The sequence below is a fragment of the Streptomyces sp. NPDC012827 genome (assembly GCF_042900905.1).
Taxonomy (GTDB): Bacteria; Actinomycetota; Actinomycetes; order Streptomycetales; family Streptomycetaceae; genus Streptomyces; species Streptomyces gulbargensis.
This window is the reverse complement of record NZ_JBIBBY010000004.1, coordinates 339898-353439: the sequence shown is the minus strand read 5'-3', so window position 1 is coordinate 353439 and position 13542 is coordinate 339898. Positions and strand designations below refer to the sequence as shown.

The window sequence follows — 13542 nt, the reverse complement described above, 5'->3', positions numbered from 1 at the left end:
CGCCTACCTGCTCGACGGACTCCGCGCCAAGCTGGACATCCCCGCCGCACCGGCCCCCCCCCCCCCCCCCCCCCCCACCCCCCCCCCCCCCCCCGGGGGGGCCCCCCCCCCCCCCGGGGGGGGCCCCCCGCCGCGCCGGACACTCCGTCAAATGCCTGGTCAGGCATGATGTGTCAACCCTTCGGTTGTCCCCGTGCTGAAAGGGTTCCACCATAAGGGTGACGTCAGAACCGGCCACCGCCGTCCGGACCGGGGCACCGCCCCGGGCCACCGGGCGCGGGTCACCGCGCCGGGGTCACCGGGCCCGGGTCCGCGCGTCCGCCGCCTCCCGGCCGCAGGCGTACGCGAGGGGGCTGATCAGCTCCTCCGCGTCCGGCAGCCAGCGGTTGGCCGGAGTGGGGCGGCGGGCCCACTGGACCGCGCCCTGTCCGCCGACCCGGGTCGGCGGGGCCGCCACGTAGTGGCCCTCCCCCCGCGTGACGAGGTCGATGGAGGCCGGCATCCAGCCCAGCTTGCGGACGAGGTCCGGCACCTTGGCGGCGGCGCCCGGCAGCACGAAGAAGAACATCCGGCGGTCGGGCGTACAGGTCACCGGCCCCAGCGTGAGCTGCATGCGCTCCATGCGGGCGAGCGCCAGGAAGCCCGCCGACTCGGACACCTCGATCGCGTCGAAGGTACGGCCGGTCGGCAGCAGGATGGAGGCCTTCGGCTGCTTCGTCCACATCCGGCGCGCCCCGACGGCGCTCCCGGTCGCCATCGTCGACCAGTCGGGTCTGGCCGCGTGCGCGCCGGGGAGGGCGCACGTCCCGGCGCCGCAGGAGCAGCGCTCCCTGCCCTCGACCGCCTCCAGCCAGGTCCCGGGGACCACGTCCCAGTGGCGTTCTTCCGCGTACCGCACGGCGCTGTCCAGCAGTTGCTCGCCGCGCTGCTGGGGGATCTGTGCGGCTTCCGTGACTCCGATGGTCTCTTCCACGAAAGAACTCAACTTCCCCCACCACCCCGGGTTACGGGCGCCGCCGCGCGGGGTGTGAGGCATCGATCCTGCACGCGGGGCGCATCGAAGCATCGGCGGGGGCGCGCGGGAGGGCGGGGAGCGGGGGGTGGGTACGCAGGGGTGGGAGCGTCCGCCGCGGGCGCCGGCCGGCGTGTCCGGTTTCGCGTGTTCACATCGGCATTGACCGGATATTCACCGGGCAGTGATCACTTCTCTCGTGATCCCAGCACGGCCTCAGGGGGTATGCATTGGCAGCCAGATCACTCGTCGCGCGTCAGCCCAACGAAAGGCTTCAGGCACTCATCCAGGAGGCGGGCTGCTCCAACGCCGGCCTCGCCCGCAGGGTCAACGTGGTCGGCGCGGAGCGCGGCCTCGACCTGCGGTACGACAAGACCTCGGTGGCACGCTGGCTGCGCGGCCAGCAGCCGCGCGGCAGGGCACCGGGGATCATCGCGGAGGCGCTGGGCCGCAAACTGGGCCGCACGGTCACCATCGACGAGATCGGGATGGCGAACGGACGGAATCTCGCGGCCGGTGTCGGTCTCCAGTTCGCGCCGACCGTCCTCGGTGCGATCGAGCAGGTCTGCGAGCTGTGGCGCAGCGACATCGGCCGGCGGGACTTCCTGTCCGGCTCGTCGGTCGCCGCCTCCGCGCTCGTCGAGCCGAGCCGCGACTGGCTGATCACGGCCGCCGACGCCCACGTGGCCCGTTCGGCGGGCGCCCGGGTCGGGGTCGCGGACGTGGCGGCGGTACGGGAGATGACGGACGCGCTCGTCGACCTCGACCGCCGGTTCGGCAGCGGGCACGTGCGGCCCGTGGTGGTGCACTACCTCAACAGCGTGGTGTCCGGCATGCTGTCGGGCTCCTACCGGGAGGCCGTGGGGCGCCAGCTGTTCGCGGCGGTCGCGCGCCTCACCGAACTCGCCGGGTACATGGCGGTGGACACGGGTGAACCGGGCCTCGCGCAGCGCTACTACATCCAGGCCCTCCGTCTCGCGCAGGCCGCCGGCGACCGGGGCTACGGCGGCTACGTCCTCGCCGCCTCGATGAGCCACCTCGCCGCGCAGCTCGGAAACCCGCGCGAGATCGCCCAGTTGGCGCGGGCGGCCCAGGAAGGGGCGCGCGGGAAGGTGCCGCCCCGGGCGGAGGCCATGTTCCTCGCGGCGGAGGCGCGGGGCCACGCGCTCCTCGGCGACGTGCGCTCCTTCGAGGTGGCGGCGGGCGAGGCCGTACGGGCGCTGGACCGGGCCGACCCGGAGTCGGGCGACGAGCCGGCGTGGATCCGGCACTTCGACCACGCCTACCTCGCCGACGAACTGGCCCACTGCCACCGGGACCTGGGCCAGGCGGAGGCGGCGGCGCGGGCGGCCCGCCAGTCCCTCGCCGGGCACCCGGAGTCGCGGGCGCGGCGCCGGGCGATCGGCCTCGCCCTGCTCGCCTCCGCCCAGATCCAGCAACGGGAACTGGAGGAGGCCTGCCGCACGGGCACCCAGGCGATCGAACTCCTCGGCACCCTCAGGTCGTCCCGGGGCACGGAGTACCTGGAGGACCTCCGCGACCGCCTGGAACCGTTCGCGCGGGAGCCGGCGGTACGCGAGTTCGGCGTGCGCCTGGACCTGGCGGCGGCATGAGGGGCGCCGCCGCCGGACGGCCCCCGGCGGCGGCACACGGGCGAGCGCGGGACGGACTCGCCGCGGAAGGTGGTGCGTTCGGCGGCCCGGGCCGCCGGGGCACGGTGCGTCCGGGCGCCGCCCGACGGCTCGTCCGGGGGCGCCCGTACGGCCGGCCCTCACGTGTCGTGTCCCTTCCGTCCCGACGCGGACGGCCCTTCTGTAACAGCCTTGTGTTACCGCACTCACACGTGTGTGCGGAGCCCGGGGCGCACCCGGTAGCGTGAGCCGACGATTCCGTAGGTCCATCAGTAGGAGTCCCGGTGACGCAGAACGGACAGGGTCCGGAGCCGCAGTACCCGGCGGTGCCCCCCGCCCAGCACGGCGGCCACGGGGGAGCGCAGCCGTGGGCCGGCGCGCCCGGCCCCGCCGGCGCCCAGCCGGGCGGGCAGCCGCTGCCGCCCGCGCAGCCGCTGCCCCCTGAGGCCGCGCCGGGCGACATGCAGGCGACGCAGTACCTGGCCCCCGTCCCGCCGCAGCAGGCCCCGCAGGCCCCGCAGCCGGGGTACGGCTATCCGCACCCCGGCGCCCCCGCTCCCGGTGACCTCCAGGCGACCCAGCACATGCGACCGGTCCCGGGCGCCATGCCGCCGCCGCAGGCCCCGCAGCCGGGGTACGGCTATCCGCACCCCGGCGCCCCCGCTCCCGGTGACCTCCAGGCGACCCAGCACATGGCCCCGGTGCCGCCCCGGCAGGGCCCGGGTTCCGACACGCAGTTCCTCGGGACCGGGCCGCTGCCGCACCAGGGGGCGGCGCCCGCCGGCGCCTCCGACGCGACCCAGTACATCGCCCCCGTACCGGGACAGCAGCCCGGTGACCGCCGGCCGCCGGCGGAGTTCGACAACCTCTTCCGGGACCCGGCCCCGCAGGCCCCGCCGCAGCAGCCGCAGGCCCCGCACGGGTACGGGCAGCCGGCCCCGCCCGCGTACCCCCAGCAGAACCACCAGCAGCACCAGCCCCCGCAGCCTCCCGCGCAGCAGTTCGCCTACCAGGACGCCTACTACGACGACGAGCCCGCGCCGCGCCGCAAGTCGCCGGTCGCGCTGATCGCCGCCGTGGTCGTGGGCTGCGCCGTCGTCGGGCTCGGCGCGGGGATCCTGCTCAACGGCGGTGACGAGGAGGACCCGAAGGCGGCCGGGCAGAACGTGGCCGCGAGCTCCTCCCCGACCCCCTCCGCCGAGGTCACCCCCTCGTCCTCCGCGCCGCCGGAGAAGCCCGCCGACCCGGCGGAGCCGCAGGCCCAGGAGCTGGACAGGCTCCTCGCGACGAGCAACAGCAGCCGGGACACGGTCATCAGCTCGGTCGAGTCGATCAAGCAGTGCAAGAACCTCGACAAGGCGGCGGCGGACCTGCGGGACGCGGCGAAGCAGCGCCGCGGCCTGGTGACGCGGCTGCGCGGGATCTCCGTCGACAAGCTCCCGGACCACGCCGCGCTCACCGCCTCCCTCACCAAGGCCTGGCAGGCCTCGGCCGCCGCGGACGACCACTACGCGGCCTGGGCCCTGCAGATGAAGGACAAGAAGGCCTGCAAGGGCGGCAAGGCGTCGTCGACCAACCAGCTGGTGGCGGCGAACAAGCGGAGCGGCGAGGCGACGACGGCCAAGCGGAAGGCGGCCGGGCTGTGGAACCCGACCGCCGACAAGTACGGCCTGGAGCGCCGTACGCCCACCCAGCTCTGACCGGCCGGGCGGACCCGGGGCCGTTCGGCCCCCCCCGGCGCTCAGGGGGCCGTGAGGACGGCCGTGCCGACGTCGACGAAGCCGGGCCGCTGCGCCACCAGGCGTCCGTCCCGCACGACCTGGAAGGTCACCGCCTGGTTGACGATCCGGGGGAAGCCGGGGGCGGCGAGCAGGTCCTCGTACTTCCAGCGCAGCGGCGGGGTGAGCCCGCCGGTGTCGATGCGGGCGCCCCGGTCGAGGGCGTGGGTGATCTGCACGGAGCTGATGCGGTCGCTGTCGAGGGACTCGACGACCGTCTTGAGGACGGTGTAGGCGATCCAGGTCGTCTGGACGCCCGCGTCGGCCGGGTCGACCCGGTTGTCGGCGAAGGCGTGCTCCCGGATGACCTTCCGCATCGGTTCCCAGCTCCGGTGCGTCGCCTCCGGGTACCAGCCGGTGACGTAGGCGCCCTCGAACGGGCTGTGGGCGCCGCCGGTGCGGTCGATGACCGGCTGGCCGACGCTGCCGAGCACGGAGGAGATGCGGACCGGATCGCCGTTCTCCCCCGCACCGTTCCTCCCCTCGCCGTCGCCGGCGCCGCCGTTCCCGGGGAGGCGGCGGAAGGAGTCGAAGAAGGTCTGGGTCCGCTCACCGAGCACGGCGGCGACGCAGCCGTCCTCGGCGCCCGCGCGTTCGCGTGCGCGGGCGGCCTGCCGGCTGTACTCGGCCGCGTCCTCCACGGCCGGGATGTCCACGGCGCTGCGGTGACTGGCCTTGCGCAGACCGGAGTTGAGCAGGCTGGGGAGCTCGTCCCCGGCGAGGGTGTCGGGCCGGACCAGGGAGACCCGGCGGCAGGTCTCGGCGAGCTGCATGCCGTGCCCGGCGAGGAGCGCGGCCTGGCCGCCGTTGACGGGGTACGAGAGCGGGCTCGTGAACTCGTCCTCCGTGAGGCCGTAACCGCCGATGTACGGGATGCCGGCGGCCTCCAGCGGGGCCATGAACGCGCGGCCGTTCTGGCTGTACGAGCCGACGACCGCCACCGCGTTCTCGCGGACCGCGCGACGGGCGCAGGCGGCGGCGCCGGCGGCGCTGTTCTGTTCGTTGCAGGTCAGGACCCGCAGCTCGTGGCCGTCGATGCCGCCCTGGGCGTTGACCCAGCGGGCGAAGGTCTGCGCCATCGCGGGCATGCCGGGCATGTTGGTCGCGCGGGTCTGGTCGGGAGCCCACGTCATCACCGTGACGGGCTCCCTGGAGCCCCCCGTGGCTCCAGGGAGCACGCCACAGCCGGTGAGCAGCGACGCTCCCGCCGCCGTGGTCGTGACGAACGCGAGGAGTGAGGTCAGTCGCCTACCGGTCATGGGCATGCACATTTCCGCCTCACGGGTAACGCGGCGGTGAGCATGGTTCAACGGACGGTGACACCGAGGTGAATTGCGGGGGCGGCCGCCGGAGCGGGAGGGTGCGGGTCCGCTTACCGGACAAGGGGAACGTACGATCGAAACGTGTCCAGTCCTGTCTCCGGTTCGGTGAACTCTTCCCGTCGCGGCCGTCGCTCCTCCACCATGGGCGGCATGCCGCTCAACGACATGCCGTGGTGGCGCTGGCGCAGCAACGTGCGCTCGGCGCTGCACATGCTCTCCGACCCCACCTTCCACGAGACGACCTGGCTGACCGGTCAGGAGGGATACGGAGACGTCACCGACGCCGTCTACCGCCTGGTCGAGGACACCTGGCTCGACAACTGGTCGGCCGAGAAGTACGTCGGCGCGATCTTCCGCGACACGGCCGAGGCCGCCCTCGTGGACGTCGCCGTCCTGCGGGTCCTGCGCATCCTCCACCAGGTCGGCCCGGACGCCCCGGTCAGCGCCTACCTGGAGCACCCCGGCTGGCCCGAGGCCGTGCGGGCCGCCCGCGAGGCCCACGTACGGATGGCGACGGCCGACGGCGAGGACCCCGACACGCCGCCCCGCTCCCTCGACCTGCTCCGCATCATGACGCGCTCGTGACGCGGTCCCGGCCGTTCCGTCCGCCCGGACCGTTCCGTCTGGCGGACGTGCGGCCGGGGCGGGCGGCGCCATGTGGCAGGCTAACGGGATGACCGATCAGTACGTCCTCACCCTCTCGTGCCCCGACAAGCAGGGCATCGTTCACGCCGTGTCGAGCTACCTCTTCATCACCGGCTGCAACATCGAGGACAGTCAGCAGTTCGGAGACCGTGACTCCGGTCTCTTCTTCATGCGGGTCCACTTCTCGGCCGAGGCGCCGGTGACGGTGGACAAGCTGCGCGCCAGCTTCGCGGCCGTCGGCGACTCCTTCGCCATGGACTGGCAGATCCACCGCGCCGACGAGCGGATGCGGATCGTCCTCATGGTCTCGAAGTTCGGGCACTGCCTGAACGACCTGCTGTTCCGCTCGCGGATCGGGGCGCTGCCGGTCGAGATCGCCGCCGTCGTCTCCAACCACACCGACTTCGCGGAGCTCGTCGCCTCCTACGGGATTCCCTTCCGGCACATCCCCGTCACCAAGGACACCAAGCCGCAGGCCGAGGCCGAGCTCCTGGAGCTGGTCCGCTCGGAGAACGTCGAACTCGTCGTCCTCGCCCGCTACATGCAGGTGCTCTCGGACGACCTGTGCAAGGAGCTGAGCGGGCGGATCATCAACATCCACCACTCCTTCCTGCCGAGCTTCAAGGGCGCCAAGCCCTACCACCAGGCCCACGCGCGCGGGGTGAAGCTGATCGGCGCCACGGCCCACTACGTGACGGCCGACCTCGACGAGGGCCCGATCATCGAGCAGGAGGTGGAGCGCGTCGGCCACGAGGTCACCCCGGACCAGCTCGTCGCGATCGGCCGGGACGTGGAGTGCCAGGCGCTCGCCCGCGCCGTGAAGTGGCACGCGGAGCGCCGCATCCTCCTGAACGGGCGCCGCACGGTCGTCTTCGCCTGACGCCACCGGACGCTCCCGGGGTCCGGCGCGGGCCCCGGGGCCGGAGCCTCGCTACAGACGGCTGAGGGAGGCCGCGGCCGACAGGACGTCGCGGATCGCCTCGCGGTCGCCGTCCTGGCCCGCCGCCGCTTCCTCCGGCGAGATGTGCCCGGCCACCAGCTGGCAGAACTCCACCCCGTCCATCGCGACCTGCGCCACCGCGTGGTCGGGCGAGCCGACCGCCGCCGGCGAGTCCAGGGCGATGTACCAGTGGCCGCCGCCCGCCCCCTCGACCTCCAAGTGCAGCGTCCGGCCCGGCGCGCCGGCCGCGACCAGGTGCCGGACCGGCCCCGCCCGGCCCGCGCGGCGCCGCTCGGCCAGGGCTCCCGGGAGCTGCCGGGCCGCCAGGTCGATCATCCCGTGGAGATGGGCGCCGCTCGGCGGGTCGTACGGGTACGCCACCGCGTTCGCGATGTCGTCCGCGTGCACCCAGCACTCGAAGGCCCGCTCCAGGAGCGAGTCCCGCAGCGGCAGCGCGAAGTCCTTGTAGGTGACGGTCAGGTCGGCCACCCCGCGCCCCGCGAACGAGACCGTACGGATGAGGCTGTGGCTCTGGTCCCGCCACGGCGCGCGCAGGGCCCGGTTCGGCGGCCGGTCCAGACTCGCCCAGAACGCCTCCGTCCGCTCCCGCGCCGACAGTTCCGGCACGGCGCCGCCGAGCGGGTCGGGCAGGCCGAGCGCCGCCGACACCAGGCCGTCCACCGCGAGGAGGTGGCCGATCAGCCCGGCGACGGTGGACTTCCGGCGCATCAGCCGGTCGTCCTCGTACCACCGGAGCCGTACGGGAGCGTGCCACTCGGCCTCGCCGATGTCCCGCAGCAGCGCGTCCAGGCGCGCGGTCTCCGCGTCGTACGGGGTCGCCCAGTCGGGGACGGGGATGCGGGCCGGGCGGCGGCCCAGGCAGTTCTCCAGGACCCGGGAGCGCAGCAGCGGATCGAGGTCCAGGTCGCGGTCCTCGTGGAGCAGCGCGACGGCGTCCCGCAGCCGCAGGGCCTCCTCGGCGCACGGAGCGCAGACGGTGAGGTGGTCCTCGACGGCCCGGGTCTCCCCGGCGGAGCACGCCGAAAGGGCCCAGGCCCCGAGGAGGGACTTGAGCACACCGTGGTCGAGCACGGGGACCTCCGGCTCGGGTTCGGGCTCCGGCTCCCGCCACCGCTCGGGTTCGGGCTCCCGCCACCGCTCCGGCTCGGGCGCCTGCCGCCGTTCCGGCTCCGGCCACGGCTCCGTGCCGTTGTCCGCGTCCCACGGCGGCACCGCGCCGCTCAGGTCGGCGTGGTCGTCGGCCGACCGGCGCGGGCCCGGTATCCAGGGGGCGCGTGCGACGTCCTCCTCGTCGCCGTTCGCCCCGCTCACCGGCCCGGTCCGTAACCGGGCGGGGCGCCGCCCTCCAGCGGCCGGGTGTTCGCGGTGGAGAGCAGCTGGAGGCCGAGCCGCAGGCGGCGGCGCGCCTCGTCCTCGGTCACCCCGAGGTCGGCCGCGGTCTGGCGGTAGTCCCGGCGCTGGAAGTAGGCCAGTTCGAGCGCGGCCCGCAGCGGCGTCGGCATGGAGGTCACGATGTAGTCGGCGCGGGCCGCGACGGAGGCCCGGCGCACCTTCTGCTCCAGTTCCTCGGCGGAGCCCTGCCCGGTCTCCGCGTACGCCGTGGCCTCGGCCTGCCGCAGCCGGTGCACGGCCTGCCGCTGGGTCAGCCGGGCGACCCACCCGCGCATGTTGCCCTGCTTCGGGTCGTAGGCGTCGGGGTTCTCCCAGATGTAGCCGAAGACCTCGCGGGTGACCTGGTCGGCGGCCGCGTCGTCGTCGAGGACCCGGTGGGCGAGGCTGTGGACGAGGGCGGCGAACCGGTCGTAGAGCTCGCCCAGCGCGGCGGCCTCCCCGCGCGCGAGCCGCTGCTGCATCCTGCGGTCCCAGCGCAAGGGCGTGTCCTTCGGCATCCGAACCCTCCCACCTTCCCGAACTCCCGGCGTCCAAAGTAATGCGAGGCGCCGACGGAGTGCGCCCGTTTGCCGCAAGTGCGCCCTTGACGCGGGTCGGGATGGTAAGGAACACGTCATACCCGGAATGATTGGTTTCGCTTTCTCCGCGGGGGGCAGGCGACCGGCCGTGACGACGATCGAGCTCGAGATCGACGAGAACGTCCACGGCTCCTGGACGGTGCTGCTCATCCGGGGCGAACTGGACCTGGTCACCTCTCCCCGGGTGCGGCGCCGCGTCCACGAGGTGGTCGCGCGGGGCCGGCACGACCTGGTGGTCGACCTCTCCGGCGTGCGCTTCTGCGACTCCAGCGGAGTGGGCGTACTGATCGCCTCCCGCCGGCTGCTGCGCTCCTGCGGGGGCCGCCTGCGCCTGATCCTGCCGGAACCCGGCACCCCCGACGAGGCCTATCCGCACGTCGGCCGGGTGCTCGCCGCCCTCGGTGTGCGGCGCCTCTTCGAGGTGTACGGGGATGTGCCGGAGGCGCTCACGGAGGCGGACGCCGACGGGGCGGAGGCAGGGGGCGAGGGCCTCCCCGGCGCCGGCCCGGCCGCCGCGGGGCGGGCGACCGTTCCCCGGCCCCGTACGTGAACCCCTCCCGTGCGGTCGGAGGACCCGCGGCCCCCGCCGCCTGACGTTCCGCCGGAGACGGCCCCGGTGTGCGCGGCCGGCCGGTCCGCGGGGTCCGTGACGCGGGGGCGCGCGCGGTCGCACTAAGCGACCGGAAACGCACGGAAAGTCGATGCGGGGTTGTGTCCTTCGCGCGGGCCGTCACGGCCCGGAGTCGGCCTCCGGCTCCGGTACCCTCCGTGGGATGCGAGAGCACGCCGGCCCGGAACGCCGCGGAGTCGCCCCAGGGGTGACCCCGGGCCCGGGAACGTGCGCCGCTCGCGCCCCCAGGGGGCGCCCCGCGCGCTCCTGTTCGACTCCCCGCAGCGTGCGTCGCACAGTATGGACCATGCGTACTCCTTCGCGCTGGAATATGCCTGAAGCGCTTGTTGCGGTGACTGTACGTCAACCATGCTGTCTCGCAAGGGAATCACGTTCCGTAAGGGCGTCGATGGCTGTGAGGCGCGAGGCGATGTGTCCGCCGGTTCGGATGGTGTGAGCGGTGCAGGTGCTTCAGGTTCAGATGGAGGTCGGGCCCGACCCGGCCGAGGTGGGACGGGCCCGCAGGTGGGCCCGGGCACGGCTGGCGGGTTCGGGCATACGGGACGACGAGCCGCTGGCGGAGACGCTGGTGCTGCTCATCTCCGAGCTCGTGACCAACGCGGTCGTGCACACCGGCTGCCCGGCCGTGCTGCGCATGCTGTTCGCGGCGGGAGGCGGGGTGCGGGTCGAGGTCGCCGACGCGAGCGACCGCCCGCCACGGCCCCGGCGCGCGGAGGGCGACGACACCAACGGGCGCGGCCTGGAGCTGGTGGACGGCCTCGCGGACCGCTGGGGCTGGCAGCGCGAGGGGGCCGGCAAGAGCATCTGGTGCGAGGTCGACCGGGTGCCGCTGATGCCGGTCGTCCCGGTCTCCGTGGAAGGCGTGACGCCCCCCGGACGGGTGCGCTGTTGACGGTTCGTTCCGTTTTGCCCACCCTGGGGTGAGCGATTCGTTGCGAGGGGAGCCGAGGGCCGCGTGACGTGGGCCCTCGGCGTGTGCGGATCGCGGCGGGGTGGCGGCGGCCGTGCCGTGCTCGGGGCGCGCGCGAGCGCGCCGCCACCCGTGAACTCCCGTACCCACAAGGGGGAGAGTCGATGACCCCTGCCGGGACAACCAACACGCGGACGGCTCGGGGGCGTTCGCCGTCACGGTGAAGCCGTCACCGTGATGCCGTCACCGTGAAGCCGTCCCGGACCTGGCGCCGCCGCCCCCGAGCGCGGGGCCGTACCGCCGGCGCGGGGGACAGGCCCCCCGGGGACGGGCCGGCGCCCCGCTCTGTGCACAGGCTGTGGACAACTTTTCGGCTCCGGGCCACGCGGCGGCGCTCGCTCCTTCCCGGGCGCCCCCCGACCGCCCCCCGACCGCCCCCCGGTACGGTCCTGTCCCATGCCGTATCGCGAGCTCGTCACCCGCCCGGTCCTCGCCTGGTGCGCCGTCACCGTCACCGGCCGCCTCCCCGTGGCCATGGCGCCCCTCGCGTTCGTCTTCCTCGTCCGCGAGCGGCCCGGCGGCTACACCCTCGGGGCCGTGCTCGCCGCCGCGTACGTCCTCGGCGAGATCGTCGCGGCCCCCGTCCTCGGCATGCGGACGAAGGCCGAGCGGGCCCGGCCGCAGCTGGCCGCCGGACTCGCCGCCGGCGCCGCCGGCTTCGCCGGTCCCGCCCTCGCGCCCGGCGCCCACCCCGTCGTCCTCGGCGCCTTCGCCCTCCTCGCCGGCGCCGGACCCGCCGCCGTACCCGGCGCCCTGCGCGCCCTGCTCACCGGCCTCGTCCCCGAGCGGGCCGTCACCCAGGCCATGAGCGTGGAGTCGATCCTCACCTTCGCGATCTGGGCCGCCGCCCCCACGCTCGTGACCGGACTCGCCCTCGGAGCCGGCCCCGGCGTCCCCCTGCTCCTCCAGGCCGTCCTCATGGCCGTGGCCGTCGCCGGACTGTGGCTGCTCCCGCCCGGCTGGGCCACCGGCCCGCAGGAACGGGGCGCCTCGGCGCGCCGGGCGCTGCTGCGGGCCTGGCCGGTGTACGTCCTCGGCGCGGCCGGACTCAGCCTCCTGGCCCTCGCCGAACTCATCCTGCCCGCCCTCCTCGACCAGCGCGGGATCGGCATCGGCTGGGCCGGACCGCTGCTCGCCGGCTTCTCCCTCGGTTCGGCCGCCGGCGCCTTCGTCTACGGCCTGCGGAGCGGCTGGCCCGGCTCGCTGCCCGTGCAGTCCGTCGTCCTGGTCCTCGGCGTGACGGCCGGTGTCGCGCTCCTCGCCGTCCTGCCCTGGACCGCCGCCCTCGCCGGCGTCCTGATCGCCGCCGGTCTGCTCCAGGCACCCGCCATGCTCACCCGAAATCTGACCCTCCGGCAGATCCTGCCGGCGTCCGCGCTCGCCGCCGGTTACTCGGTGATGTACGCGGCGGTCGGCGCCGGTTACGCGGTCAGCGGCAGCCTCGCGGGCGCCCTGCTCAAGGTGGTCGCCCCCTCGACGGCGATCCTGTACGGGGTCGCCCTGACCCTCCTGCTCACCGCCGTCGGCGCGGCCGGGGAACGGCGGCTCGCCCGCCGGAGCCCCGCCGCTCAGGAACCGGCGGCCGGGGCGCCCGTACGGAAGGTGCGCCGGTAGGACGTCGGGGTCACCCCGATCGCGCTCATCAGGTGCACCCGCAGCGACTGGGCCGTACCGAAACCGGCGTCCCGCGCCACCCGGTCGACCGGCAGGTCGGTCGTCTCCAGGAGGTGCCGGGCGCGCTCGACGCGCTGCTGGGTGAGCCACTGACCCGGGCTGATGCCGACCTCGTCGCGGAAGCGGCGGGTGAACGTCCGTACGCTCATCGCCTCCCGCTCCGCCAGGTCGCGCAGCTGGATCGGCTCGTGGAGGTGGGCCAGGGCCCAGGCCCGCGCGGCGGTGGTGGTGTGGGTGCCGGCCTCCGGGACGGGACGCGCGATGTACTGCGCCTGCCCGCCGTCCCGGTGGGGCGGCACCACGGTCCTGCGGGCGACCTCGTTGGCCACGGCCGCCCCGTGGTCACGGCGCACGATGTGCAGGCAGAGGTCGAGCCCGGCGGCCACGCCCGCCGACGTGAGGACGTCCCCGTCGTCCACGAAGAGCACGTCGGCGTCGACGCGCACGCTGGGGAAGAGGCGCTGGAAGTGCTCGGCCGAGGCCCAGTGGGTGGTGGCCGGGCGGCCGTCCAGGTGACCGGCGGCGGCGAGCACGTACCCGCCGGTGCAGATCGCGACGAGCCGCGTCCCCGGCCGGATGTGCGCGAGCGCGGCGGCCAGTTCGGGGGTGAGCCGGCCCTCCTCGTACACCGGGCCGAGTTCGTACGAGGCGGGCACGACGACGGTGTCGGCGGTGGCGAGGGCCTCGGGGCCGTGCTCCACGTGCACGGCGAAATCGGCGTCGGTCTGCACCGGCCCCGCGACCGGCGCGCAGGTCACGATCTCGTACAGCGGCCGTCCCGCCGCGTCCTTGGCGCGGCCGAAGATGCGGTGCGGGATGCCCAGCTCGAAGGGGAGGAGTCCGGGCAGGGCGAGGACGGCGACGCGGTGCGGCGGCTGCACGGGCGGGGTGCTCCCTCCGGTGGGACGGTTAATTCACTGGTGGTCCAGACCATTTGCCTGGTACGAG

Annotated in this window: 12 protein-coding genes; 7 read left to right on the top strand and 5 right to left on the bottom strand. The window is 74.7% G+C overall.

What is annotated here, in order from left to right; genetic code table 11:
- Positions 1-295 precede the first annotated feature (295 nt).
- Positions 296-973: a bifunctional DNA primase/polymerase gene (locus ACFY60_RS11070; protein ID WP_388610564.1), complete on the bottom strand. Its 678-nt coding sequence runs from the start codon at positions 971-973 to the stop codon at positions 296-298.
- 269 nt (positions 974-1242) lie between these two features.
- Here ACFY60_RS11070 and ACFY60_RS11065 point away from each other — a divergent pair, with 269 nt between their 5' ends.
- Together ACFY60_RS11065 and ACFY60_RS11060 are read left to right on the top strand one after the other, a co-directional pair.
- Complete coding sequence (locus ACFY60_RS11065; protein WP_388610566.1) at positions 1243-2625, top strand: transcriptional regulator; 1383 nt, start codon at positions 1243-1245, stop codon at positions 2623-2625.
- 302 nt (positions 2626-2927) lie between these two features.
- Positions 2928-4343 carry a hypothetical protein gene (locus ACFY60_RS11060; protein ID WP_388610567.1) on the top strand — a complete coding sequence of 472 codons (1416 nt, stop codon included), beginning with the start codon at positions 2928-2930 and terminating at the stop codon, positions 4341-4343.
- A gap of 41 nt (positions 4344-4384) precedes the next feature.
- On the opposite strand, the gene ACFY60_RS11055 is transcribed toward ACFY60_RS11060, so the two are convergent.
- Complete coding sequence (locus tag ACFY60_RS11055; RefSeq protein ID WP_388610570.1) at positions 4385-5680, bottom strand: ABC transporter substrate-binding protein; 1296 nt, start codon at positions 5678-5680, stop codon at positions 4385-4387.
- Between the two features lie 204 nt (positions 5681-5884).
- Between ACFY60_RS11055 and ACFY60_RS11050 the strand changes: the two genes are divergently transcribed.
- On the top strand, positions 5885-6328 hold the full coding sequence (locus ACFY60_RS11050) for a hypothetical protein (protein WP_388611029.1): 444 nt from the start codon (positions 5885-5887) through the stop codon (positions 6326-6328).
- Positions 6329-6416: 88 nt separating this feature from the next.
- A complete protein-coding gene (purU, locus tag ACFY60_RS11045) occupies positions 6417-7268 on the top strand; it encodes a formyltetrahydrofolate deformylase (RefSeq protein WP_388610571.1) in 852 nt (283 codons plus the stop codon).
- A 51-nt stretch (positions 7269-7319) separates the two neighbouring features.
- On the opposite strand, the gene ACFY60_RS11040 is transcribed toward purU, so the two are convergent.
- Positions 7320-8660, bottom strand: a complete 1341-nt coding sequence (locus ACFY60_RS11040; protein WP_388610572.1) for a maleylpyruvate isomerase N-terminal domain-containing protein — start codon at positions 8658-8660, stop codon at positions 7320-7322.
- On the bottom strand, positions 8657-9238 hold the full coding sequence (locus ACFY60_RS11035) for a sigma-70 family RNA polymerase sigma factor (protein WP_309049510.1): 582 nt from the start codon (positions 9236-9238) through the stop codon (positions 8657-8659). Before ACFY60_RS11035 ends, ACFY60_RS11040 begins: the two co-directional genes overlap by 4 nt.
- Positions 9239-9416: 178 nt before the next feature.
- Here ACFY60_RS11035 and ACFY60_RS11030 point away from each other — a divergent pair, with 178 nt between their 5' ends.
- The 3 genes from ACFY60_RS11030 to ACFY60_RS11020 all read left to right on the top strand — a co-directional run bounded on the left by ACFY60_RS11030 (position 9417) and on the right by ACFY60_RS11020 (position 12534).
- The gene (locus tag ACFY60_RS11030) at positions 9417-9869 is read left to right on the top strand and encodes an STAS domain-containing protein (protein WP_388611031.1); all 453 of its coding nucleotides are present in this window, start codon (positions 9417-9419) and stop codon (positions 9867-9869) included.
- Between the two features lie 520 nt (positions 9870-10389).
- A complete protein-coding gene (locus ACFY60_RS11025; protein WP_309049509.1) occupies positions 10390-10842 on the top strand; it encodes an ATP-binding protein in 453 nt (150 codons plus the stop codon).
- 474 nt (positions 10843-11316) lie between these two features.
- A complete protein-coding gene (locus ACFY60_RS11020; RefSeq protein WP_388610574.1) occupies positions 11317-12534 on the top strand; it encodes an MFS transporter in 1218 nt (405 codons plus the stop codon).
- Here the strand turns inward: ACFY60_RS11020 and ACFY60_RS11015 are convergent.
- The gene (locus tag ACFY60_RS11015; protein ID WP_388610576.1) at positions 12489-13475 is read right to left on the bottom strand and encodes a GlxA family transcriptional regulator; all 987 of its coding nucleotides are present in this window, start codon (positions 13473-13475) and stop codon (positions 12489-12491) included. The genes ACFY60_RS11020 and ACFY60_RS11015 overlap by 46 nt on opposite strands.
- Positions 13476-13542: the final 67 nt, after the last annotated feature.